At 39.5% G+C, this 23,805-nt stretch carries 18 protein-coding genes and 1 pseudogene; 9 read left to right on the forward strand and 10 right to left on the reverse strand.

Features of this window, described 5'->3' with window-relative positions; translation table 11 throughout:
• Window positions 1-213 precede the first annotated feature (213 nt).
• The 4 genes and pseudogenes from CLV95_RS19540 to uvrA form a co-directional block, all read right to left on the reverse strand.
• Window positions 214-818: pseudogene (locus tag CLV95_RS19540) on the reverse strand (helix-turn-helix domain-containing protein); the annotation flags it as partial.
• A 243-nt stretch (window positions 819-1,061) separates the two neighbouring features.
• Window positions 1,062-1,949, reverse strand: a complete 888-nt coding sequence (locus tag CLV95_RS17055; RefSeq protein ID WP_002734711.1) for a S1/P1 nuclease — start codon at window positions 1,947-1,949, stop codon at window positions 1,062-1,064.
• A gap of 438 nt (window positions 1,950-2,387) precedes the next feature.
• Entirely contained in the window at window positions 2,388-3,437 is a 1,050-nt protein-coding gene (locus tag CLV95_RS17060) for an acyl-CoA dehydrogenase family protein (protein WP_002725767.1), read from the reverse strand.
• A gap of 26 nt (window positions 3,438-3,463) precedes the next feature.
• Window positions 3,464-6,370: an excinuclease ABC subunit UvrA gene (uvrA, locus tag CLV95_RS17065; RefSeq protein ID WP_002725796.1), complete on the reverse strand. Its 2,907-nt coding sequence runs from the start codon at window positions 6,368-6,370 to the stop codon at window positions 3,464-3,466.
• Window positions 6,371-6,479: 109 nt separating this feature from the next.
• Between uvrA and sppA the strand changes: the two genes are divergently transcribed.
• Complete coding sequence (gene sppA / locus CLV95_RS17070) at window positions 6,480-8,228, forward strand: signal peptide peptidase SppA (RefSeq protein ID WP_002734698.1); 1,749 nt, start codon at window positions 6,480-6,482, stop codon at window positions 8,226-8,228.
• Window positions 8,229-8,311: 83 nt separating this feature from the next.
• Here the strand turns inward: sppA and CLV95_RS17075 are convergent, their stop codons facing one another.
• Both CLV95_RS17075 and CLV95_RS17080 read right to left on the reverse strand, forming a co-directional pair.
• Complete coding sequence (locus tag CLV95_RS17075) at window positions 8,312-9,256, reverse strand: L-threonylcarbamoyladenylate synthase (RefSeq protein WP_002734725.1); 945 nt, start codon at window positions 9,254-9,256, stop codon at window positions 8,312-8,314.
• Window positions 9,237-10,865, reverse strand: a complete 1,629-nt coding sequence (locus tag CLV95_RS17080) for a glycosyl hydrolase family 18 protein (RefSeq protein ID WP_002734694.1) — start codon at window positions 10,863-10,865, stop codon at window positions 9,237-9,239. The genes CLV95_RS17075 and CLV95_RS17080 overlap by 20 nt, the downstream gene beginning before the upstream one ends.
• Window positions 10,866-11,017: 152 nt before the next feature.
• Between CLV95_RS17080 and CLV95_RS17085 the strand changes: the two genes are divergently transcribed.
• The 3 genes from CLV95_RS17085 to CLV95_RS17095 are packed head-to-tail and all read left to right on the forward strand — an operon-like array spanning window position 11,018 to window position 13,042.
• A complete protein-coding gene (locus CLV95_RS17085) occupies window positions 11,018-11,716 on the forward strand; it encodes a queuosine precursor transporter (protein WP_002725792.1) in 699 nt (232 codons plus the stop codon).
• A gap of 52 nt (window positions 11,717-11,768) precedes the next feature.
• Window positions 11,769-12,314, forward strand: a complete 546-nt coding sequence (locus CLV95_RS17090; protein WP_002725781.1) for a DJ-1 family glyoxalase III — start codon at window positions 11,769-11,771, stop codon at window positions 12,312-12,314.
• Window positions 12,311-13,042, forward strand: coding sequence for an SIR2 family NAD-dependent protein deacylase (locus CLV95_RS17095; RefSeq protein ID WP_002734648.1), 732 nt, complete (start codon window positions 12,311-12,313; stop codon window positions 13,040-13,042). The genes CLV95_RS17090 and CLV95_RS17095 overlap by 4 nt, the downstream gene beginning before the upstream one ends.
• A gap of 447 nt (window positions 13,043-13,489) precedes the next feature.
• On the opposite strand, the gene CLV95_RS17100 is transcribed toward CLV95_RS17095, so the two are convergent.
• From CLV95_RS17100 to CLV95_RS17110, 3 genes are read right to left on the reverse strand one after another with little or no spacing between them, the layout of a single operon-like run.
• Window positions 13,490-14,560, reverse strand: coding sequence for a DUF1574 domain-containing protein (locus CLV95_RS17100; protein ID WP_002734656.1), 1,071 nt, complete (start codon window positions 14,558-14,560; stop codon window positions 13,490-13,492).
• Between the two features lie 9 nt (window positions 14,561-14,569).
• A complete protein-coding gene (locus CLV95_RS17105; RefSeq protein WP_002736501.1) occupies window positions 14,570-16,054 on the reverse strand; it encodes an MBOAT family O-acyltransferase in 1,485 nt (494 codons plus the stop codon).
• A 2-nt stretch (window positions 16,055-16,056) separates the two neighbouring features.
• Window positions 16,057-16,554 (reverse strand): NYN domain-containing protein, encoded by a 498-nt coding sequence (locus CLV95_RS17110; protein ID WP_002734728.1) that lies wholly within the window; start codon window positions 16,552-16,554, stop codon window positions 16,057-16,059.
• A gap of 72 nt (window positions 16,555-16,626) precedes the next feature.
• Here CLV95_RS17110 and CLV95_RS17115 point away from each other — a divergent pair, with 72 nt between their 5' ends.
• The 3 genes from CLV95_RS17115 to CLV95_RS17125 all read left to right on the forward strand — a co-directional run bounded on the left by CLV95_RS17115 (window position 16,627) and on the right by CLV95_RS17125 (window position 18,901).
• The gene (locus CLV95_RS17115) at window positions 16,627-17,520 is read left to right on the forward strand and encodes a hypothetical protein (RefSeq protein WP_002725788.1); all 894 of its coding nucleotides are present in this window, start codon (window positions 16,627-16,629) and stop codon (window positions 17,518-17,520) included.
• A 191-nt stretch (window positions 17,521-17,711) separates the two neighbouring features.
• Window positions 17,712-18,203, forward strand: coding sequence for an Mpo1 family 2-hydroxy fatty acid dioxygenase (locus tag CLV95_RS17120; protein ID WP_016561376.1), 492 nt, complete (start codon window positions 17,712-17,714; stop codon window positions 18,201-18,203).
• A gap of 119 nt (window positions 18,204-18,322) precedes the next feature.
• Entirely contained in the window at window positions 18,323-18,901 is a 579-nt protein-coding gene (locus CLV95_RS17125; RefSeq protein WP_002734687.1) for a TetR/AcrR family transcriptional regulator, read from the forward strand.
• A 6-nt stretch (window positions 18,902-18,907) separates the two neighbouring features.
• Here CLV95_RS17125 and CLV95_RS17130 read toward each other — a convergent pair whose 3' ends face one another.
• Window positions 18,908-20,557 carry a glycerol-3-phosphate dehydrogenase/oxidase gene (locus tag CLV95_RS17130; protein WP_002734696.1) on the reverse strand — a complete coding sequence of 550 codons (1,650 nt, stop codon included), beginning with the start codon at window positions 20,555-20,557 and terminating at the stop codon, window positions 18,908-18,910.
• A gap of 317 nt (window positions 20,558-20,874) precedes the next feature.
• On the opposite strand from CLV95_RS17130, the gene CLV95_RS17135 reads away from it, so the two are divergent.
• Complete coding sequence (locus CLV95_RS17135) at window positions 20,875-22,566, forward strand: FAD-binding oxidoreductase (RefSeq protein ID WP_002734692.1); 1,692 nt, start codon at window positions 20,875-20,877, stop codon at window positions 22,564-22,566.
• Complete coding sequence (locus CLV95_RS17140) at window positions 22,562-23,710, forward strand: ankyrin repeat domain-containing protein (protein WP_372509340.1); 1,149 nt, start codon at window positions 22,562-22,564, stop codon at window positions 23,708-23,710. The genes CLV95_RS17135 and CLV95_RS17140 overlap by 5 nt, the downstream gene beginning before the upstream one ends.
• Window positions 23,711-23,805 lie beyond the last annotated feature (95 nt).

Here is a 23,805-nt window from a genome sequence, read left to right on the forward strand (position 1 = left end):
CTTAAAAGAGTGCTGATTTTTGATTAGGTTTCGTGTAGGTTTTTAGTTGAGGAAACGTTCAGTGTTTCAAGTATATTTTTAAATGAGGAAATAAGCAACTTCCCATAATGTGACATAATTTACATTATGGGAAGTTGTTCATTGTATGTTCTGGCACATCAGTAACACTTTAGACCGGACACATGGGTTACACGGATTCGTTGTAGTTGTACCAAATACCCGCCTGGTGCTTTCTCCATCCGTTTTCTTCAGGATTTGACATCCTAATAGAAAGCGGCTATGCTCATCTGTGATTGTCAATGGATCACAACGTTTTCCGTTCCTAACAGTAAAGTGACCTTTGAAGTCTGCACACCAAACGTCATTGGGAGACTTTACATCGGAAAATGGAAAAAGACTTTCAGGAGTTTTTTTCCTACGACGTATTTTACGAACTAATCCTTTTCTTTTTAGAATATCGCCAATCGTACTTGGTGCCGGCCAGGATTTAGCTCTTGGATACTTTCCTTTTACTGATTCCTATAAAACAGAGTACCGTTAATTTGAGCATAAATCCCGCGTTTGATGAAGAATTTTAGACACTCTATTATGTAGAGATGAGTAATGCCCACAAAAGTTTCCGTGCTCCCCAAGTGGGATGCTTCTCCCGCATCTGCATAATGAGCAAGACAACATTCTCGGGAGTTTCATTCGGATGCTTTTTGGGCTTCTTAGATCGATCTTTTAAACCGTCGATTTTTTCCCGATTCGTATCTTTCTAAATACTTGTAACCTGTCTTTCGACTGATTCCAAATTCGTTACAAAGATCTGAAAACTGCAACCGCCGGTTTTTGACTTTTTTCTTTTTTTCCCGAAAATATTAGAATTAAATTTAAAGTCTCTGGTATATTAAGAGCCGGTCTCAAAACCTTAGGAATGTAAGAACTATTACAATTTTAAACGACGGGAGAAAACCGCCAATGCGATGGTTTCTGTGGGAATTCCGACGTTTTTTAAAAACTTGCCGGATCGTTTAGAGATATTTTTCTTCAGGTTTTAAGACCGGCTCTAAGTTTTTATATTATTTTTGTTTGTTAGAACTTGAAAATATTTTAGCAAGATGTTGTGATAATCTGACTCCTGCGCTTGCTAACTGATGTTTCACTACTGGTATAGCATTCTGGATGTATGCATTTGAAATCCTTACAACAGAAGCATAATCGATGGGAATTCCATCATAAGCAACATTACGAGCAAATTGAAAACCTTGGAGAACCCAGGTTTCCGGAGTAGTTTGTGCTTCAGTTTGCGCGAAGGCTACATCTGATTTTAGAAGGATTGTCGTTGAGATAGGATTTGTACTGATGTAATTTACTAAATTTGTGTCCCAGAAACTGTGTAAGTTGGTTTTATATCTTCCGATTCTCACTTTTACTTTATTGCCGCCAAGATCATGATTCCGTTCCGCAACGTGCAAAGGTTGGTGTATATCTCCAATAAAATGCACAACAAATGAAAGAGCTTGTAATCTTTTTGCATTGGTCTGAGTAGTATCTGCTAATACATTGCTCCATCTATCTATCTCCGTGAGTACACAAGAGGATTTGCAAGCCTTTACTATATCTTCATGTGTAGGATTAAACTGTGAAATGGGAGTGTCTATAAAATGCCATGAACCAGTATTTGTAGGGGGTTCGGGATTAGTAAAGATTTGATTACAAACTGAGCTCATCGGCTTCTTTTCGGATTGGAATACTCTAAGTTCATCAGGGCATGTTGATATTTCTTCTAAAGTTAAACCTCCTAGAATGTTATTAATTTCTTCAAATGCCTTGGAATTAACCAATAGATGTTGCGCAATAATTCCAATTGTTTTGTGCCCCTGATGTCCCCAGGCATAAATATTTGAATTTCCTAATAAAATGATTATAGCCAAAGTTGCGAATTTTATATGATTGATTGTTTTCATAGGATTCATTTTTCCTTGTGAGATTTTTGAAAATTTAAAATTTATTGCAAGTAAAATTTAAAAACAGATTACATATCCGTTATACTTCTTGAGTAATGCAGCATTAAAATAATAAAATGTATTTTAACGTGAATTCGATATAGGAAAGTTTAGGCAAATCGTTCGCAAATTTCATAATTGAAACGCTTTTTACGAAAGCGTTTCGCCTGAGTTTCTCTGAAACTTAAGGCTGCTCTCTACGATCACAGCATAATAATCGCTTTTACATTAGTTGCACCGAACTTATGTTATTGCATTGGTGGAGCGTGAGAAATACTCATCTTCAAATGAACTTCTTCCAATTGGAAGAGCTATGTATGGTAATGGAAGATTCGATAGAAATATGGATTCGATGTTCCAAGATGGACTTGATATATATTGCCGTTAGTAAAATTTGTTTTAACGTAAGGATCTTATCTTTTTTAGAATATTCTTTTGATAGATCGGGGTTTTGCCTGGGTGAATGGAATAAAAAAGTCCTATATCCGGAAACATGTTGGATAATTCCACTCCGCTCACCAGATCCGTAAGCCAAGAATAAATCAAATCCAAAGCCGTTTCATAACCGTAAGGATGAATTTCTTCTATTCTAAAATTCGGATCTTGATCCTTTTTTTTGGATATATCAATAATTTTTGAATATAACAATTGCTGAATGTCTATGATTTTTCCGGCGATTCTTGGATCCACGTCTTTTTTCTCTTTCAAAAGAGTTTTTAGGATAAAATCAACATAACCGCAAAAAAGTGCAGAAGCGGATAACATTTCCGAAAGATGGATTTCGGGCGCAAAGCTTTGGTAGTTAAAAAAGAATAAATTTTTCAAAGGAAGGGACAAATCATTCCCTTTCAGTCTACAGTGAGTTGCTTCTTTGGCATATTCTAGATCGAATACTTCCAATTCAAGACCGTAAGAATCACGGGCTATATAAATCACGTCGAATGTTTCGGAAGGTGATTTTGCTACGATTAAAAATCCACTGCAGTTTGCACCATTCGTTAAAAAAGACTTGGATAGACTTAGGATGATTCGATTATTTTCAATCCGATATTTAGTGACGATATTAGAAATTCTTCCTTTCCATCCTGGTTCACTAACTCCCATGGAAATAATATCTTTTCCGGAACTTATATCCTTTAAGAGTCTGGCCCCAATTGCGATCGTTTCTTCTCTTTGAAAAATTTGTGACGTTCTATTTTCATTTAAAAAACCGTCCGAGACGAATTTTAAAATCCTTCCCGCAACATTGGTCTGCGCCATCATCGCGATTCCGAGTCCAATTCCTCTCGGATAAGAGCCTAATTGATGGATTTTTTTGTGAAACGTTTCAAAGGAACCTCCAGTGATTGCTTCAAAGTATCCTTCTTCCACTAAATATGGAAGTGCGTCCCTGAAAACGGTTTTATATTCATTGGATGGAATAGAAGATAAGAATTCTTTTAGATTCATAATGCCTCGTTGGATATTTTAACGATTCACTTTTTGTTTTGTTTCCCGAGTGGATTTTTTTTCTGCATTCCGTTTTTATTCGAAGAATCGTTCGATACAGTGGACTTACCGTTTTCGGATGCAAAGACTTTCTTAAGATATTGACCTGTATAGGAATTTTTTACTTTTGCCACGTCTTTGGGGACTCCTTCCGCTATAACAAGTCCTCCCCCATCCCCTCCTTCGGGTCCCATGTCCACAATCCAGTCCGCTTGTTTAATCACGTCTAGATTGTGTTCTATTACAATCATGGAATTTCCTCGATCTACGAGAGTGTGAAGAACTTCTGAAAGATGTCTAACGTCTTCAAAGTGAAGCCCTGTCGTCGGTTCGTCCAAAATGTACAAGGTTTTTCCTGTAGGTCTTTTGGAAAGTTCCGTGGCAAGTTTGATTCTCTGGGCTTCTCCTCCTGAAAACGTAGTCGCAGGTTGTCCGAGTCGGATGTAACCTAGTCCTACTTCTAAAAGGGTTTCTAATTTTCTTTTTACGATGGGAATGTTTTCGAAAAACTCGTTTGCGTCCTCTACGGTCATTTCAAGGACGTCGAATATATTCTTCCCTTTATAACGAACTTCTAATGTTTCTTGATTGTATCGTTTCCCTTTACAAACCTCGCAGGTCACATATACGTCCGGTAAAAAGTGCATTTCAATTTTCAGAATCCCATCGCCTTCGCAAGTTTCACAGCGCCCCCCACTTACATTGAAGCTGAATCTTCCGGGCCCGTATCCTCTCAGTTTTGCTTCTTCAAGTCCTGCGAACATTTCCCGAATCGGCGTAAAAAGCCCGGTATATGTCGCGGGATTGGAACGGGGAGTTCTTCCGATGGGGGATTGGTCTATGTTTATGATCTTGTCGATATTTTCGAAACCCTTGATCGTCTTGTGTTTTCCCGCCAAGGTTTTCATCTTCATCACCTTATGAGCGGCGGCGTTGTAAAGAATATCGTTGATGAGAGTCGACTTTCCGGATCCGGAAACACCAGTAATGACGACTAACTTTCCTAGAGGAATATTTACGTCTATATTTTTGAGATTATTTTCTTTGGCTCCTATAATTTGAAGTTGGTTTCCGTTTCCTTCCCGGAGTTTTGCCGGAATCGGAATGTTTCTTCTACCCGAAAGATACTTTCCGGTTAAAGAATCCTTGTGTTTAGCTACGTTTGCAGGGGTTCCCGCACAAACGATGGAACCGCCATGAACCCCTGCCCCCGGCCCCATATCAATCAACCAATCCGATTCTTCCATTGTTTCGTGATCGTGTTCGACCACAAGAACGGTGTTTCCTAAATCTCTTAAATTTTTGAGAGTGGAGATGAGTTTTGTATTGTCCCTTTGATGCAGACCGATGGAAGGTTCGTCTAGAATATAAAGAACACCCATCAATCTTGAACCGATCTGAGTCGCAAGTCGGATACGTTGTGCTTCTCCTCCCGACAAGGATCCTGCGCTTCTTTCCAGGGTTAAATAACCTACTCCAACGTCATTTAAGAAGGAAAGTCTCTGATGAATTTCCTTCAAAATCGGTTTTGCGATCACTTCTTCGGCTCCTGTAACTTTTAAACCTTCGACGAAGTGTAAAGCTTTTTCGATGGAATATGAAGTGAATTCATCCACAGGAACGTTATGCACTTTTACGGAAAGACTTTCCCGTTTTAGACGTTTCCCTTTGCAGGAAGGGCAAGGATGGTTTGTCATGTAGGATTCGAACCATTGACGCATCGAATCCGATTTTGTATCCTTGTATCTCCTCTGCAAATTGGGAATCACACCTTCGTATTCTTTCGTGAATTCATAATGAGAATTGGCTCCTCGAAAATCGTATTCGATTTTGATCTTCTTATCTCCGTAGAGAATGGTTTGTCTCGTTTTTTCGGGAAGATCCTTCCACGGAGTGTTCATTTTAAATTTTAAAGAATCGGATAAGGACTTGAGGGTCGCCATAAACCAAAAGCCGTTGCTTTTGGAACCGGCCCAGGCCTCGATGCAACCGTCAACCAAGGAAAGTTCCGGATCGTTGACCAAAAGGTCCTCGTCAAATTCCAATAAACTTCCTAAACCGTCGCAGGTTTCGCAAGCTCCATAAGGAGAATTGAAGGAAAACATTCGAGGAGAAAGTTCGGTAAAACCGATATCATGTCCGTTCGGACAAGCCATCTTCTGAGAAAGGATGTGATCCTTGGAACCGTCATCCAAGATCACGAGTCCTTCGGATTGTTTGAGAGCGGTTTCCACCGAATCGGCCAGACGACTTCGGATTCCGTCTTTCATCACGATTCGGTCGACTACAATTTCGATGGAAGTTTTAAAATTTTTCTTAAGTAAAATTTCCTCGTCGAGAGTTCGTATTTCTCCGTTGATTCTTACCCGGTTAAAGCCGTCTTTGCGGATCTTTTCTAGGACGTCCTTGTGTTCTCCTTTTTTACCCGCAATGATAGGGGCGAGAATTTGTAGTTTACTTCCCTGTGGAAATGCAAGAACCCGTGCAGTGATCTGATCGATGGACATGGATTGAATCGGAGTTCCACATTCCGGACAATGAGGTTTTCCCACTCTTGCGTATAAAAGTCTGAGATAATCGTAGATTTCCGTAACTGTTCCGACAGTGGATCTTGGATTTCTGTGAGTGGTTTTTTGTTCGATGGAGATTGCGGGAGAAAGGCCTTCGATCAGATCTAAATCCGGTTTTTCCATTTGGCCCAGGAATTGTCTGGCATATGCAGACAAACTTTCTACGTATCTTCTCTGACCTTCCGCATAGATCGTGTCAAAAGCGAGAGAAGATTTTCCGGAACCGGATAAACCAGTAATAACTACGAGCTTATCTCTGGGAATATCCACGTTAATATTTTTAAGGTTGTGTTCTCTTGCTCCGCGAATCCGAATTTCCTGCAATGAAATACCCTCTCTCTTTTTAGGATTTATGGCGTACTAAAATCTGAAAACTCCTTTCCTAAAAGAAATTCTTCTTTTTCAGTAGGAATCTAATTTTCAAACTGGCGTCATGTTTCTAAATTTTCTCCAAATCGTGCTGATTCCGTTTCGACTCATTTTTCAACTGATCCGTTGGATTCGATTTCGATTCATATCGAATCGTCACTACTTTTTGGAAATTCCATCCGAATTTACGAACTATCGTAAGTCTTTTTTAATGAGATTACTTTCCTCCAAAGAGGAAAATGCTTTTTTCACGGATTTTCTGTTGGAACTCAAACTACTCTCTCAAGTCCCCGGGTTGAAAAAAGTTTCGGTTTTGATTCAACAACCGGAATACGGGTTCAGTGAAGTCTTAAGCATAGCGGAAAGGTTACGAATTCTGAAAGAATCCGGAATCACTCTGGAGGGATTTGCACTTACTGGTGGACTCAAATCTTTGTTCCTTTTAGGAATCTGTAATGAAAGATTCAGTTCGGAATCGTCGGAATTTTTTCCCGTTTTACCCTCTACAGAGTCGTTTTTTTTCGGAAATGCCGGCAAAAAATGGGGAATAAAAGTGGAGACTTTCCAAAGTGGGCCGTATAAATCCTTCGGAGAATCCTTTCAAAGGGATAAATTCTCACCAAAAGCGCGCGAAAATCTGAACTCTCTTTTAAGACAGATGACGGACGATTTGGATTCACTTTTTAAACGTTATACCGGCTTTGTACTCGAAACTTTTTCCGAACCTTTTCTATCCGCAAAAACGCTCCAGAAAAGAGAATTCATTACCGGATTTCTAAACGAAGAGGATTTTAAGGAAAATTTTCTTTATTTAAACTACGAAAAAGAAAATCAAAAGCCGCTCGCAAAAGAATTAACCCTTTCTTATTTATATCGTTTTTCTAAATTAGTAAATTTTAAACTTCTTCCCAAGAGGCCTCCCGTTGTCGCGGTTCTTCCGCTCAAAGGGACGATTCATCACGATACGATCGGCAAGGGGGAAGGTAAAACGGAAGGTATTTCGTATTATTCGGTTCGAAATGCACTCAAAGAACTGAGAGACGAATCTTCCGTAAAAGCGGTCGTTCTAGAAGTGGATTCTCCCGGAGGTTCAGCCTTTGTTTCTGAACTTCTCTATCAAGAAATTCTAAAATTACAAAAAAAGAAACCGGTCTATGCATATGTACAAAACGTTTCGGCAAGTGGGGGTTATTATCTTTCCTGCGGTGCTTCAAAAATTTATGCCTCTCCATACGGAATCGTCGGAAGTATTGGTAGTCTTTCTCTTCGTTTGGATCTGAAAAATTTTTACTCTAAATTGGGGGTGACAAAGGACAGAGTCGGCTTTTACAAATACAGAGATCTTCTTTCCGAGTATGGACCGATACATCCGGAATCCAGAAAACTAATGAGGCAGGAAATCAAAGAATCGGAAGGGCTTTTTTATAAGCGAGTCGCCGACGCGAGAAAAATTCCAATCTCGACTTTGGATAAACGATTCGGTCAGGGAAGAGTTTTCACATCTAGCCGATTTTTAAAGGAAAAGATGATCGATTCCATCACTGACTTTTTGGGTTTATTAGAAGATATTAAACAAGAATTGAAAACACAACGGTTGGAGATTCGATACTTACCTACCCTTTTCACATTTCAAAATTTTCTTAGATCTTTAAAGCCAGGGTTTTTAATAAATCGATTGGATGGAAATTTCGCTTCTTCATTCCCGGAAGTTTTACAATCCACTTCCATCAAGATGATCGATCCCTTGAGAAGAAAATTTCAATGCACGGAAGTGGAATTCTTGTTACAATCCGCGTTTTGGAACCAAAAATAATTTTAGGTTTTTCGTTTGATTCGCTAAGATTTTCAACTGTCGAATTCACGTTATTTAGGAGAAGTCGATGTGTGCCTACTGTATTATTTCGAAGCGGCTTTTGAAATTCGATTGATTAACGCTTCTTTTCCGTTTCCATCTTTGGGAATTTCACACCATGCTTCCTTAATCCCCTTACGATCGCATTCCACGAAAAAGGAGTAAATGGATTTCATATATTCTTCATTGGAAGAAACCAAAACCTGAAACATTGATTCCGATTCGAAGTGAAAACCGATTTGTGCAAAATTTCCGGAAATTCCCTTTAATGAATCCTTTAATACGACTTTGCAAGCGGGGGCATAATGTCTATATTTGAGACCCGGACTTCTGGGTATTTTGTTCAGTTCGTTAAACGATTCGATTCCTTTAAGATCGGGCAATATTTTCAGGAGATCGTTTCGATCCACAAAACCGGGACGAAGGAGAACCGGAGGTTCGGAGCTGAAATCGATTACGGTCGATTCGATTCCTATCTTTGGTTCTTCTCCTTTTAAAATACAGTCCACTCTACCGGAAAACTCTTCTAAAATATATTCAATTTTTGTTAAGGATGGTTTTCCGGAAAGGTTCGCGGATGGGGCGGCGACCGGAACGCCACAAAGATTCAAAAATAGTTGAGTTGTTGGGTTGGATGGAATTCTTAAGGCAACCGTATTCAAACCGGCGGTAAAAAGATCTTGATTTTTCTTTGTAAAAATACCGGTAATAGGCCCGGGAGAAAAATTTTGAAATACAAGACCAGCTTTTTCACTGATATTTCCGTAAGTTTTTAAGGAGGAAAGGTTTTCTACGTGAAGGATGAGAGGATTATCAAAAGGCCTGTTTTTAACTTCATAGATTTTCTTACAAGCTTTGAAGTCAAACGCGGATGCTCCGATTCCATAAACCGTTTCCGTAGGAAAAACGACGTTCCCTCCTTCAAGCAGGATTTTCGCCGCTTCAAAAGGAGAGTCCGTAATAAGAGTATCAACCTTGTTTTCTGGCAAGTTTCTCCGAATGATGTTGACGATCCATTTTTGCTTCTTCCGGAACGGCTTGTTCTGTAGCGGGTGCAGTCGGATTTTGTACTGGATCTTTTACTTTTTCCACAGAAGGAAGTTTGTTGGAAACCAATAATTCTAAGTAATCGTTGATTCCTGGATCATTATCGCTGATCAATTGCCAAAAAGAAAATCCACCCAAATCGTATTGTCTTAAAAGATTCATCTTATCTTCGAACGCTTTACGATTCATGTAAAACGCAACACGATCACAACCTTCCGATTTATACCAGATACTTGGATCCTCATAAGTTTTTCCGGTATGAACCCAGGAAAATTTGGAGAGATTCGTCCAGGAACCGGAATTCTTAGTGTTTGCAAGAATCTCATCGATGTTAGTCGGTTGTCTGTGGATTCCTAATTCTTTTTTGCGAACAGCATCCTGATAGTAAACCGATTTGATCCTCGAGTTGCAATTTAAAGCCCAATCGTATCCATAAGTAGGAATAGCCATATACAACTGACGAGATGGAACTCTTGCTTTCGCATATTCGATAATACTTTTAATCCAGGTGTTTGGTGCTTGTGGACCGGGCCCCGGGTTTCTGTATTTTCTAGGATGGAGTTCGTATGCCATAATCTTAATACGATCTGCATGTTTAGCAAGAAAGGCGTAATCGTGAGTCATAGGTCCTCTCCAATTTTCTGCGTAATCCATTTTAATTTTATTTTTCAGACCCTTGCAGACTTTCATGGATTCTTTTTTGGCAGGGGTTTTTGGATGAACCGCAACAGAGAGAATTTTTCCACGTTTATGGATTTCTTTGGAAAGAATGACGATAAACTCTTCAAATTTTTCTTTTTTCTCGCAACTCATTCCTTCGTAATCGATATCAATCCCGTCGTAACCATATGTATCCAACTCGTAAAGGATATTGGCGAGGTGTTTGTCACGAATATCATTTCGACCTTTCATTCCGATGTTTTCGGAAATTTTTTCGTACTTATTCTCCCAGCGAAAGATCGTAGGAATGATCTTGACGTTCGGATTGAGTTTACGTAATTCTGCGACACGTTCGTGCTTTTGAGACCTTCCCCAACTGGAATAAAGATCTCCGTTGTTTGTTTCACGGCCTTTCATTCCGTAGATAAACGGGTGGATTTCGTTGTAAAGATGTACGGTCTTTCTCATCGCTTCATAATCCGAAAACCAAGTGGAAGCGCGGAAATTCGTATTTTCATCCGCTTTTGACAATAGAGTTCCTTCAGTCCCGGATACATCATCGTCTTCTTCCAATGAGAAAAAGCCCGAATTGGATTCCGATTTTGAAGGCGCCCCTTCCCTTTCGGAAGAATCCGTTATTTTATGAATCGAGAAAAAATTTCGGATTTCGTCTATGACTCCGACAGAACTCACACGAATGTTTTCCCCTGGAAAAGAGGAATCACCCTTTTTGAGAAGATGAATCCCCAAGGAAAAGGAAAGTAAGGATAATAAAAACCAAGTAAGGGAGTAAAGTAAGATTTTATGTTTGGGTTCTGAATCTTTTGGAAAGGAAACCGGTTTTATCGAATCTACGGAAATATCGTATTTGTCTTCTTGTTCGTGTGCCATTGGTGTTATAATTTCATTATCGAATCAAAATCTGAGAAAATAAAGAAGTTTCCTAAGTTGAAGTAATTTGAAATTCATTTCCAGAAATTTATTGGGTTAAGGGTTGTCAATACAAGTTGACGAATATGTGAGATCAAGGGAAAAAACCGCTTATGCCTCTTTCTAAATCCCAGAAATTATTCATCATTCTAAATGCTTTCTTTTTGACGTTCTTGATCCTTGCGGAAGTGACAGGCTCCAAACTTTTTGTTTCTTTCGGTTTTACGCTTACGATGGGCGTAATACCATTTCCGGTTACATTCATTGTGACCGATCTTCTGAACGAATACTATGGAAGAAAGGGAGTTCGTTTTACTACACTTTTGGGAATGGTGATGATTTTCCTGGCTTACTTCCTTTTGATGTTGGACATGCTGATTCCGGCAGCCCCGAATTCTCCGGTGGACAACCATTCTTTCAATGTAGTTTTCTCGAATTCGGGAAAGGTCATTGTTGGTTCGATTGTGGCATATTTGATCGGACAATTGATCGATATTCAGATCTTTCACTTTCTCAGAATAAAAACCGAGAACAAATATATTTGGTTACGAGCCACCGGTTCCACAATCGTTTCGCAGCTCGTTGACTCTTTCGTAGTGATTTATATTGCGCTTAGCGGAGGAAAACTCAGTTTTCAGGAACTAAATCAGATTTCCACAAACAACTTCATTTACAAATGCGGAGTTGCAATTGCGATTACTCCGTTGATTTACGGGGCGCATCGTTGTATCAATTGGTATTTAGGTAAAGAAGCGGAAGAAATGATTGAATTCGCGATGAAAGAAGGACGATCCGATATCAAACCGGATTGAAATTCAAACGAATCTCCCTCAAGTGAATTTAAGGTTTCTAAAGGAGAAGTATATGCCTAAGGTTTTGGTCCCATTCGCAGAAGGAATGGAAGAAATGGAAGCGGTTATCATCGTAGATGTTCTCCGCAGAGCCGGGGTGGAAGTTACGAGTGCTTCCCTAAAGGAAGGACCGGTAAAGGCTTCCAGAGGAATTTACCTTTTAGCTGATACAACTTTAGACGCGGTAAACTTAAAAGACTTCGATATGATCGTGCTTCCGGGTGGAGCCGGAGGCACCAAGGTTCTAGGAGCAGACCCCAAAATAGCCGATTTTCTCCAAGAAGCGAAAAAAGAGAACAAATGGATCGGTGCCATTTGTGCCGCACCTAGTATTTTAGTACATCAAAATATACTAACTTCTGAGGATCGTTTTACCGCTTTTCCTGGAATCGTATCCGATACATCGGGTTATACCGGTTCCCGGTTGGAAATTTCCGGAAAGATCGTTACAAGTATCGGTCCCGGTTCTGCCTTCGAATTTTCTTTAGAGCTCGTAAGAATCCTATGTGGGAAAGAATCTATGTTGAAAGTGAAATCCGCTCTTCAACTTGCTTTATGAAAGAATTCATATCGAAGCATAAGGGTAAATTTCAGAGAATCACTGCAATTTCCGGAGCCGGAATTTCCGCCGAAAGTGGGATTCCCACGTTTCGGGGAAGCGGCGGCCTTTGGAAAAATTTTCGAGCCGAAGATTTAGCAACTCCACAAGCCTTTCAAAAGGATCCCAAGCTAGTTTGGGAATGGTATCTTTGGAGAAGGAACATTATCGACACCAAACAACCGAATCGTGGGCATCTGGCGCTTGCAGAATTGGAGAAAATACATCCTGATTTTTTTCTAGTCACTCAGAATGTGGACGGGCTTCATATTCGTGCAGGCTCTAGGAAGTTACTCGAAATGCACGGAAATATTTTTATTAATCGTTGTACATCCTGCAGTCAAGAATCCAATGAGAAAATCCTCAATGGGGAAGGTTTACTTCCCCCAAAGTGTAAATTCTGTGGAAATTTTTTAAGACCGGGGATAGTTTGGTTCGGCGAAAGTTACGACCAAGAGAAACTGAATTTTTCCATTCAAAGAATGGAAAATACAAATCTATTATTGGTTCTCGGAACCTCCGGTCTTGTTAGCATGCCGGTGTATCTAACTCAGGTTGCAAAACGTTCAGGTGCCATTCTTATTGAAGTCAATCCGGAACGTTCTTCCTTCTCCTCTTCCGTGGATCTTTTTATTCAAGGAAAAACGGGGGAAATTCTTCCTGAGTTGGTTTCGGAAATCGTAGCGTGATTTATCCGGAAGAGGTCGATTTATTTTTTCATTAGAGTTGTTGAAAATTCATTTTCCATCCATTTCTGTTTCATGAAAACGGTCAATTGAAGCAGTTTTGTTAGTCTGGACTATGGAATTTTTAACAACTCTTTTCAACCAAAGATTACATTTTATAAATTTTTAAAAGTCTTCTGAAAGATTATGAACCTTCTGTGAATACATTTCACCTATAGTTTGAAATTTCAGAAATCCCAACGGTTCTCAATTCAAATGGAATGGAGAATGAAAATAAGCTTGTTCTAAAACCTCAGAATATTCCTACGAGGATTTAATAACAATAAAGTCAATAGAGACGTAATCTGCGGGAACTTCTACGTCTTTGTGAAACTTAAAACGTCTCGCTTCCATTATCAGTGTACGATTTTTAATTTTGAAAATCACCGGCTGTATGAAATCGTCCCGAATTCATTTTGGAAGCCTTTGAAAGATAAAATCTGCATAATCGTTAAAACAACTCGGAGACATGTGGCCCGGATCGCTGAAGTCGTCGCAGCGATATTTCGAATCTTCATTCATATTCCAGAATTCTGTTTCCGTAGATTTATGCAATTTTTTTAATATAGGAACCATAATCTCATATGGGGTTTTTTCATCTTTCTCGCTCGTGAGAACTTTTCTGGTTTTATAAAGTTCGAAATAAGGGCGTGCAACTCTTACCCAAATGGCCGCATAGGCAACTCCGATTTCTTTTATGATTCGAATTGCGTCTTCTTGATTGGCGAGCATCTTTGGATTGAACGTAAACGGAGTCAGGTACGATTTAAAATCCGTATTTGATCTTTTTTTCAAAAGTTCCGCCGGTAAAACGACTCTTGGACTTGCATCCGAAGTTGCACTTCCCCTTTGTTTTTTGAGATTTTCCCAAATTGTTGAACGCAGTTTGCTGTAGCCCGCAGCAAGAAGCCCACCATCTTTTGCTCTTGCCCGGATTACATTGAATCTCGGTCGATTCTTATGTGTATGAAATAATTTTTTTGCGATGTATCCGGTAAGATCCGAAGAAGAATAACGATCCGCGTGTCTGAACACGAAGGATGGGCTGAGTCCGTAAAAGAGTACTTCATCTAGGGTCAATACGGAAGAAGAATTAAAAATTTCTATCGATTCATCCAACAAGATAAAATCCGGTTTTACGGAATCGGATCGAAATTTTTCTAACCAATAAAGATAATAATCGGGAGAACCACCAGGCACAGAAAAATTGAATAAAACCCAGTTCGGGTATTTTTTTTCAATATAATCGTTTCTAAAAAGAAGTGCTCTTGAATTTCCGAAATAGACCAAAACTTTTTTACGGTTTTCTTTTTTCAGATAATCTTTTAACTCTTCGAAAAGGAATTCTTTATGCCTAAAATTTAGATCGGAAAGAGTCAAAGAATAATACGGTTCGAGCACCGTAGAGCTGATCAGTTTATCGATGCCGAATGCGATGATGAATATTACAAAAGGAACGAAGAGAAATCGGTTTCGAAACATTCTATTTTCCTAAAATTTGTAATAGATAAAAGCGCCCGAGTCTTCCGAAAATAAAGCGAGTAAAAAAATGGAAATGACTCCCGCACATATAAGAAGCCAAGGATCGTATTTTCTAAATCGTTTCCAAAAGTCGGGAACGTATTGGATCCAATTGAAAAGAACTAGAGCTAAAAAAAGATAAAGGAACTTTTCCACGTTTCCCATTTGATTGAGTAAGAAGAAAGAACCCCCGTCGACCAAATTTCCCGCATCTCCGAGCCAAAAAAGAGAGGATGAAGCAAGTTCGGTTTCGATCTTATTTGGAGAGTTTGTAAAGATTCCGGCTACGTGCTGAATCATAGTATTTGCATTGTTTGCTCTAAAAAGAACAGCACCAAAAGAAAAGAATAAAAATACGATACAGGCCTTGAGAACTTTCAAAACGATATTTTTTTCCGGAACCAGTTTCCATCCAAGGGATGTTTCTAAATATCTTTCTCCTGCAAGTAGAATCCCCCAATAAAAGCCCCACGCGATAAACGTATAATCCGCTCCGTGCCAAAAACCTCCGATAGTCATGGTAAGGATTAAGTTTAAATGTGTTCTCCATTGTGCAATCCTACTTCCACCCAGAGAAAAGTATATATAATCCCGAAGCCAGAAGGATAACGTTATGTGCCATCTTTGCCAAAGTTCCCTTCCGCTTAAGGAGAAAAAAGGAGCTTTAAAATTTTCCGGCAGATAAAATCCAAGAAGTGCCCCTACTCCCCGTGCCATATCAGTAAGGCCCGAAAAATCGCAAAAAACCTGAATCGAATATCCGATTCCAGCAAAAATCAAAGAAGTCGAATCATACACTTCTGGATTCGAAAAAATCGGCGAAATAATACCTGCCGCAGGATCCGCAATCAGTACCTTTTTGAGTAAGCCGCCCATTATCAAGTAACAGCCGTTATAGATCTTATTCTGGTCCGGTTTGAGGTTATCTAAGTTCGGAAAAAAATCTCCGGTTCTCATAATCGGTCCGGCGATCAAAACAGGAAAAAATAGAACAAATAGAAAGTATCCTTTGAGAGAAATGGTTTCTATATTTGGATTTCTTGCTGCGTCCACTGCCGCTGCAATCATCTGAAAACTGTAAAAGCTGATCGCGAGAGGGAGAACGATATGAATGACTCCCTGAATTTCCTGGAAGAAAGGATAGCCAGTAAGATCGGCGAGAACTCTGGAAAAGAAATAAAAGTATTTGAAAAATCCGAGATTGATGCAGTTAAAAAGGATCGAGACAATCATCCATCGTTTCGGATTTTTTTGAGATGTTTTGATACGAAGGTAAAAGAAATAATTGAATAAAATTACAAGTAGGAAGTGAAGAAAAAAAATCCAAGAAAACCAGATGTAGAAGAACATACTGGAAAAAATCAAAAGATTAGGACGGTTTTTTTTGGGGACCGACCAGTAGATCACATAAACGATCGCAAAAAAAATCGCAAAAGTCACCGAATTGAACAACACTGTTATTCGTCTTCCCTAAATAAGTTTTTCCAATGTTCCACTTCTTCGGAATTCAATATCCTATCTTCGAATTTTTCGGGATCGGGTTTGGAAGGAAAAATTTTCGCGATAACAATTGTGGCGAAATCTTCGGAAGTGATTGGATTGGCACCCCATTTTTTTGCATGAAAAAAAATCTCTTTATCCGAACTGACCACTTCGATTTCAGAAGGGCGGACATTTGTTCGAACAAATTCCTTAATCACATCGTCCGCCTTTCTACCATGGCTAAAATACACATTTAGTTTTCCGAAAGTTTCCTGAAAGATTGCGTTACCGATTTCTTTTTTTCCGTCGAAAAAAATGTGAAAAGTTTGTTCCTTCTTTTTTTGGGAATATGACTCGATTCGTTTTAAAAGTCCTTGTCTGGCTTCTAAAAGCCTGTTTCGAACCATATATTCTTCCAAATCGGGGAATTTATAGATCAGATTGAAACCGTCAATCACCACTTGAGAAGACATGGAATTGTAGTGACCAGAATTCTATTCTCGTAAATACTGTAAACCAACCTTTCCAAGGAGGTTATGAGTAAAATGGCTGATTCCGAACATTTTCCGGTCCGGGTCAACAAATTTAACATTTGGCATTTCTATCTTTGGTTTCGAGCGTTGCCGGGTTCGGGAAGAGATTTATTCCTTCTACCTATCGCGGCTTTGGATGTTTTTCTACTTTTGACCTATAATTCGTATAATGAAATTCTTCCCAAAGAATTGTATATCTATGTGATCGGATTTGATTTTTTTGTCTTAGTCGTTTGGGTAATGGAGCTCATCTCTAAGTTCAGAAAATCTAAAGAGCCAGGAACATTTTTCTCGATGAATTGGTATGAAATTGTAGGAGTGATTCCGTTTTATTTCCTTCGTCCTTTTCTACTTTTGAGAGGAATGAAAATTCTAATCGCATTTTATAAGTTAGGTCAGTCCGGGCAAAACCTAAGCGACATTGTTACGAGGGAAATTACATTCCGATTTAGAGATGTGATCGTGGACACGATCGCAGACGCCGTATTTCTGCATTCTTTAGAAAGAGTGAAAGAGGTGATGATTCGTCTGGATTATAGCCAACTGGCTAAAACGGCTTTTGAACTTCATCAAGACCAATTCAATATAAAAGTGAATGAAGCACTTAAATCTAAGTTTTTGTTAGGCGAACTCTCTAAAATTCCCTTTATGGGAGAAATTTCCAAACGACTTGGAGAAGATATCAGTTCGATGATTACCGAAATTTTGGAAAACCAAATTACCGGAGAAATCATGAAGCAGATTACGGAAGCTATTTTGAAAGAAATGGCAAATCATGTAAAAAAATTACCGATCGAAAGAATCACAAGGCCATTGGAATCTACTTCGACCGAAGTCGAACCACAATCGGAGAATGGATTCAAAGAAGAAGAGACCCTTTCTGAAGAAAGACCTTTTCAGAATTAATTTTAAAGCATAGTCGAAAAGTTTGATTTTCAGATACAATTCAATTCGACTTATTTGAAGTAGACTCAAAATGGTTTTGAACGAATCCAAATAAAACATCTAATTTTAGATTTTTTACTCATAGGGTTTTATAAAAAACACTTGCGATTCTATTTCGAACATTTAGAATTTTTTAGTAGAAAGGAGTTGTTATGAAATCCGTAGAAACCTGGTTTAGCGAATACTCAGAAAGCCATCAAAATCCTGTCAATAAAAACATACACTGGATCTGTGTTCCGTTGATTTACTTTACTGTCATCGGTCTTTTTTGGTCGATCCCGGTACCTTCTTTGTTTCAGTCTGTCCCTTACTTAAATTTTGCGACGATTGCGCTTGTTCTATCACTTGCGTTTTACCTACGGCTTTCGCCTATGTTAGCTCTAGGAATGTTGATTTTAAGCTCTTTGATGATTTATCTGATCGTTCTTCTTCAAGGAACTGTTTTCCCGATAGTATTCGGAGTTTATTCCTATGGCATTTTGGAACTTTCGATTACGGTTTTTATTTTAGCTTGGATCGGGCAATTTATCGGCCATAAAATCGAAGGTAAAAAACCTTCTTTCTTGAAAGACCTTCAGTTTTTACTGATCGGCCCGATTTGGTTGCTTGGATTTATTTATCAAAAATTAAAAATCGCTTATTGATTTTTTTCTTCTTTGTTCGAGACCCGACCGTAGAAAGCCGATTTTTCGGATCGACTGCAAATGTGGTCTCAACATCGAAGAATTTGGAGTTACCAAAAAGAAATGCCCAAGGAAATCTAATGCCAAAAATAGTGAATCATGAAAAATACAAAACGGAAATTCTATCTAAGTGTGTGGATATTCTCGCGAGAAGAGGATATTCTGCGGTTTCAATGAGAGAAATTGCGACCGAGCTAGACGTTTCAACAGGGACTTTATATCATTACTTTGCGACAAAAGAGGACATATTCAAAGAATTGGTAAAATTTCTTCTCAACAAGGATGTCGAGGAAATACAACTCTACTCCAAAGGAAATCTGGGACAAGCTCTTGAATCCAAAGTTGAATCTCTTTTCCAAATGATTCAAGATCGAGAAACTTACTTCCAAAATCTTCTTTATATCATCTGTGACGCTTCTCGGTTGAAAAATCACGAAGAAGAAAAGTCACTGATCGCGGACGCGATGAAAGAATACGTAAATATCATTTCGAAACATTTCGGTATTACAAATCCCGGTTTGAGTCGGATTCTAATCAGTGTAATTTTAGGAACCGTAATTCAAAGAATCGTGGACGAAGACGGGGTTAACCTTTCCGACAGTTCCGAAATCATGAAAGACTTCCTATCGATTCTTCTTTCCAACTCATTCACATTTTGACGTCTTTTAGTAGATTCTATAACGTTCTTTCACCGCTTTGATCTCTTTGGAGATTCGGTTTTGATTCCAACGTAAGTACTTTGCCAAGGAACGAACGAGTTTAGTCGTTTCTTTCTCTTCCGGCAAACCCGGAACACCCACACCGGACCTACGAAAGAAAAAATCCGTCGCAAAACGGATATCTTCTCTATTCGCAATGAATCGAACTTCGCTTTCAAAGAACTTTTCCCCGTTTTGGAGTGTATAAAATTCCTCTCTAGAAGAGCTCTTCTCGAGAATTTGATACGCCTGCAAACCGTAGCGAAACGCTATCGTCTCGATTGATTCTCCGCTCAATTTGGGAAACTTTTTTGCGAGTTCCTTTGTAAAAGAAAGCAGATCTAAATAATTCCCCGTGGAAGGAGGAGTCACTGAAGTTTCGCAAGCGCTAAAATTTCCAGGGAGATAATCGGCGACTTTGTTCACTACCGCTTCCCCCACGCTGCGGCTTGTCGTGTATTTACCTCCCATCGCCGTAAAAAATCCCGGAAAACCGGATTCCTTATGATCGAAAATTTCCGTCTTTCTGGACGTATTATAAGTGGACTTCGGCTCTCCCGGGTCTTCTACAAGCGGTCTTAAACCGCCGTAATAAAAATCCACGTCGTTTAAAGTCAGATTCGTGTACCCGAAAGAATAGTTGATTTCGCTTAATAATTCTTCGATATCTTTTTTTGTAACTCGAAACCTGTCCGGACTATTTATGTATTCCGTGTCGGTGGTTCCGATGATCGTTTTGTTTCTCCACGGGATGATAAAGAGATGTGTACCGTCTTTTTTTTTCGTCACCAGAGTTTTATCCCCGCAGATTTTTCTCGTAACTATGTGAATTCCTTTGGATCTCACAAGATGTTTTTCGATCTCGACACCGGCAAGGGATTCAACAAGATCCGCCCAAGGTCCGGTAGCGTTTACGACGGACTTGGTCTGAAACGAGATTTCTTTTCCGGAAATTTTGTCTCTTGCGACTACCGTATATAAGGAATCGGTGGAACGGGTAATGGAAGTTACTTCGGTATAATTTTTTGCTTCGGCTCCTCTTTCCCTCGCAGAAAAAATAAACTCGCAGGTATGCCTTTCGGGATTGATATTCAGATAATCGTAATATAAATAAGAACCCTTCAATTTGTCGCGCTCAATCGTGGGAGATTCCATGGTAGTCTGTTCTTTGGAAAGAAAGCTGTATTTTGGAATCGATCGATCTTGGGATATGTTCGCGTTTCGGTCGTAGGAAAGTGCGTTATACATCTCCATTCCAACTTTCAAAACGAGTCTTTCGATATTAGAATAAATCGGAACCAGAAAGCCCATTGTTTGAACTGCTTGCGGAGTAATTCTTGCAAGGATTGCCCTTTCACGAAGAGATTCCCTCACAAGCCCCAACTCGAAATTCTTTAAATACCGCAAACCTCCGTGAATCATTTTCGATGTAGCCTGACTTGTTCCCGAGGCGTAGTCGTTTTTTTCCAAAAGAATAGATTTCATTCCTCTCAAAGTAGAATCCCAAAGCACGTGTGCTCCCGTGATCCCTCCTCCGATCACTAACAAATCATATACGAACGAGCCTTGAGATTTGGCTGATCGAGTGTTGGAAGGAGATTTTTTATTCTTGGACATAAAGATATGGATTTCTAAAAAATAGTTCGGGTCAATCGCTTTTAGATGAATGTGTTAGATTCATGATTTTATGATTTGGAATCTTATTTTTTTAATCTACGAGAGACGATTTCAATCTATTCGATATTTTCGTCTGAATCGTGTTAGACATCGATGGAATTTCGAAGCTTGGGAGAGAACAGCATCGTTTTTTCGAATTTCATCAAATTTCAGTTTTTAAGAACGGATCTTAGATATTCTGTTGCGAAATCGGATCGAATTCGCATTCTGTGCATCGGAAGACTTTCTATTCATGTATATCCGGAGACTTTAGAACTATGTTTTATACGGAACTCAATTCTAAAATTGATTATTCAAGAGATGGACTCAGATGGAACGCCTGGGGTGCTTATGGTCAGGATTTTTTCAGAGTGGGACAGATGCAGGAAATTCTTGCGTTTCTCGCAGATGAACTTCACATCTCTGAAATTCGAAAAACTCCTTCGACATCTCTGGAAGAAGTTACACTTCCGAAATCCTCCTTCACTCAAACTCAGATTCGAGAATTGAGTAAGATTAGCGGAGCTAAATATTTTTCCGTAGAAAGAAGAGAAAGAATTTTCCATTCCGCAGGAAGAAGTTATTACGACGTTTTAAGGCTTTCGTTCAACACTCTCAAAAACTTCGTAGACGGAGTCATCTATCCAAGTAGGGAGTCCGAAGTTTTTAAAATTTTAGAATATTGTTCTAAAAATAATATCACCGTAATTCCATACGGAGGCGGTTCCTCCGTCGTGGGAGGGTTGGAAGTCGTCAAAGGTAAGGGACAAAAAAGCGCACTTTCCTTGGATACGACCCGAATGAATTCTTTTTTATCCCTCGACGAAGAAAGTCATCTTGCTACGTTCCAAGCAGGAATTTATGGACCAAAACTCGAGGAGTCTTTAAACGACAAAGGATTTACTCTCGGTCATTTTCCCCAATCTTTCGAATATTCTACGTTAGGCGGTTGGATCGCCGCACGAAGCGCCGGACAACAATCCAATCGTTATGGAAAGATCGAAGAAATTCTCACAAGTTTAAAGTTGATTACTCCTACGGGTACTGTAGAAACACTGAGAGAGCCGGCTTCTTCTACTGGTCCGGAGTTGAATCGGATCTTTGCGGGAAGCGAAGGTTTGTTTGGAATCATCACCGAAGCTACGATCAAGGTTCACAGACTTCCGGAAACGAGAAAATATTTTGGAATCGTATTCCCAAGTTTTTCGATTGGAGTCGATTTTATTCGGGAAGTCAATCACAGAGAAATCCCTACTTCCATGATTCGTCTTTCCGATAAAAATGAAACCCGTCTTTATCAAACGTTAGGTAGTCTTGGTAAAAAGGAAACTCCGGTCCGTTGGGTCAAAAACCAAATTCAAAATCGGATTTTACAATGGAAATCTTTAGGGGATAACAAGTGTGTGATTCTTCTTGGTCTAGACGGAACCAAGGAAGACGTTTCTCAAAATTTCTCCAAAATCAAGCCGATCATTCGTAAACATCAAGGTCTTTACGCGGGAACCCGTTTGGGAGAACAATGGATTCATTCCAGATATAATATGCCGTTCTTACGCAATCACTTGATAGAAAACGGAATCGGGGTAGATACGATGGAAACTTCCACGACTTATGATCGGGTTCTTCGTCTTCATCAGGAAGGAATCGCTTCTCTAGAAAAATCGATTCCGGGTTCAATCGCGATGTGTCATATCTCTCACAGCTATCACGAAGGCGCTTGTCTCTACTACACGATCATCTTTCCGATGGATGAGAAAAAGCCTGCAGACCAGTGGTTCAAAATGAAACGAATCATTTCGGAAACATTCTTTCAAAATGGGGCGCCGATTTCGCACCACCATGGAGTCGGTTTCGATCATAAGACTTGGTATGAAAAGGCGACTTCCAAACCGGCTTTATTTGGACTGAGAGCCTTCAAGAAGGAAATCGATAAAAAGGAAATTTTGAATCCTGGAAAGGTGTTTTATTGAAGAGATTCTTTTCTTACACAACGCCCAAAATGAAAAAACTGATAAAAATGGAGAAAGGAATCCAATGGCAAAAAAATCCGAAACGTTTTGGGACAAACTCATAGTCATTCTCGCAGTGGTACTGCTCACTTGGGAACTGAGAGCGGACGACTTTATGAGCTTTACTGGAGAACACGCGGAATTGTTCGAAGCTGTGAGAAAAGGAGAACTCCAAGAACTCGAATCTCTTATAGCTCGAGGGAAAAATATCTTTGCTACAAAGCAGTCTTATCCGTCTGGGCTGAGGTCTCATCGACAAACTCTGTTGCACGAAGCTTGCAAATGGAATCGGTTGGAAATAATCGAATATCTTATATCGAGGCTCGACGTCAATATTAAAGATGAACTTGGAATTACTCCTCTTATGGTAGCGACTGTAAGTGCGAAGAGCTGGAGCGACGACCGACACGAAGATTTTAATTCTTTAACAGCTTCGATCTCCTCGCAGAAGATTCGGTATTTGTTATCGAAGGGAGCCAACCCTTTCGATAAGAGTGAATCAGGGATGACTCTACTACACTATGCTGCAATGGAAGGACTCAATTGGTTCGTAGAAGATTTGATCGACGCAAAAATAGACCCAAATACGAGCGATTCAAGGGGATGGACACCGTTACACTTTGCGGTGACAAGCGGTCACAAACATGTCGTCGAAATTCTGATCCGCAAAGGAGCAAACCTCAAAGCCAAAACTGAAGAAGGATTTACTCTAATTCATCTTGCCGTCGGGTATCGTCATGCCGATTTAGTTCAGTTCCTGATTCAAAATGGAGCGGATGTAAATGCCAAGCTGTTCGACGGTGGCGAAACTCCACTTCATATCGCAGTGAATAAAAGCGATGATCCGCAAATCGTACGACTCCTACTTGCCAATGGCGCGTTGCCTAATATTTACGATTTCGGACGGGGAAAAAATACTCCTTTGTACATTGCGGTGAAACACAACTTTGTCGAATCTGCAAAAATTCTTCTGGAATATGGGGCCGATCCGAATATCAAAAATGGCCGTGGGGAAAGCCCTTCTGAACTGGCAAAGAAGAACGGAGTATCTGCCGATCTTTTCAAAAATAATAAACCGAAATTTACGAAAAAGAAATCGAAATGATCAAAGCCTTAATTTTTAAAAAACTCGATTCGAAAAAATTGATTTTTTAAAATAGGCATCAACAAAAAAAGCCGATTGAAAACCGGCCTTGCTCC

Source organism: Leptospira borgpetersenii serovar Javanica (assembly GCF_003046425.1).
GTDB lineage: Bacteria > Spirochaetota > Leptospiria > Leptospirales > Leptospiraceae > Leptospira > Leptospira borgpetersenii.

Excerpts from the sequence above, each read along its gene's own strand:
- CLV95_RS17055 (WP_002734711.1), bottom strand. The coding sequence starts at position 1,949 with ATGAAAACAATCAATCATATAAAATTCGCAACTTTGGCTATAATCATT.
- CLV95_RS17060 (WP_002725767.1), bottom strand. The coding sequence starts at position 3,437 with ATGAATCTAAAAGAATTCTTATCTTCTATTCCATCCAATGAATATAAA.
- sppA (WP_002734698.1), top strand. The coding sequence starts at position 6,480 with ATGTTTCTAAATTTTCTCCAAATCGTGCTGATTCCGTTTCGACTCATT.
- CLV95_RS17080 (WP_002734694.1), bottom strand. The coding sequence starts at position 10,865 with ATGGCACACGAACAAGAAGACAAATACGATATTTCCGTAGATTCGATA.
- CLV95_RS17085 (WP_002725792.1), top strand. The coding sequence starts at position 11,018 with ATGCCTCTTTCTAAATCCCAGAAATTATTCATCATTCTAAATGCTTTC.
- CLV95_RS17090 (WP_002725781.1), top strand. The coding sequence starts at position 11,769 with ATGCCTAAGGTTTTGGTCCCATTCGCAGAAGGAATGGAAGAAATGGAA.
- CLV95_RS17095 (WP_002734648.1), top strand. The coding sequence starts at position 12,311 with ATGAAAGAATTCATATCGAAGCATAAGGGTAAATTTCAGAGAATCACT.
- CLV95_RS17100 (WP_002734656.1), bottom strand. The coding sequence starts at position 14,560 with ATGTTTCGAAACCGATTTCTCTTCGTTCCTTTTGTAATATTCATCATC.
- CLV95_RS17110 (WP_002734728.1), bottom strand. The coding sequence starts at position 16,554 with ATGTCTTCTCAAGTGGTGATTGACGGTTTCAATCTGATCTATAAATTC.
- CLV95_RS17115 (WP_002725788.1), top strand. The coding sequence starts at position 16,627 with ATGGCTGATTCCGAACATTTTCCGGTCCGGGTCAACAAATTTAACATT.
- CLV95_RS17120 (WP_016561376.1), top strand. The coding sequence starts at position 17,712 with ATGAAATCCGTAGAAACCTGGTTTAGCGAATACTCAGAAAGCCATCAA.
- CLV95_RS17125 (WP_002734687.1), top strand. The coding sequence starts at position 18,323 with ATGCCAAAAATAGTGAATCATGAAAAATACAAAACGGAAATTCTATCT.
- CLV95_RS17130 (WP_002734696.1), bottom strand. The coding sequence starts at position 20,557 with ATGTCCAAGAATAAAAAATCTCCTTCCAACACTCGATCAGCCAAATCT.
- CLV95_RS17135 (WP_002734692.1), top strand. The coding sequence starts at position 20,875 with ATGTTTTATACGGAACTCAATTCTAAAATTGATTATTCAAGAGATGGA.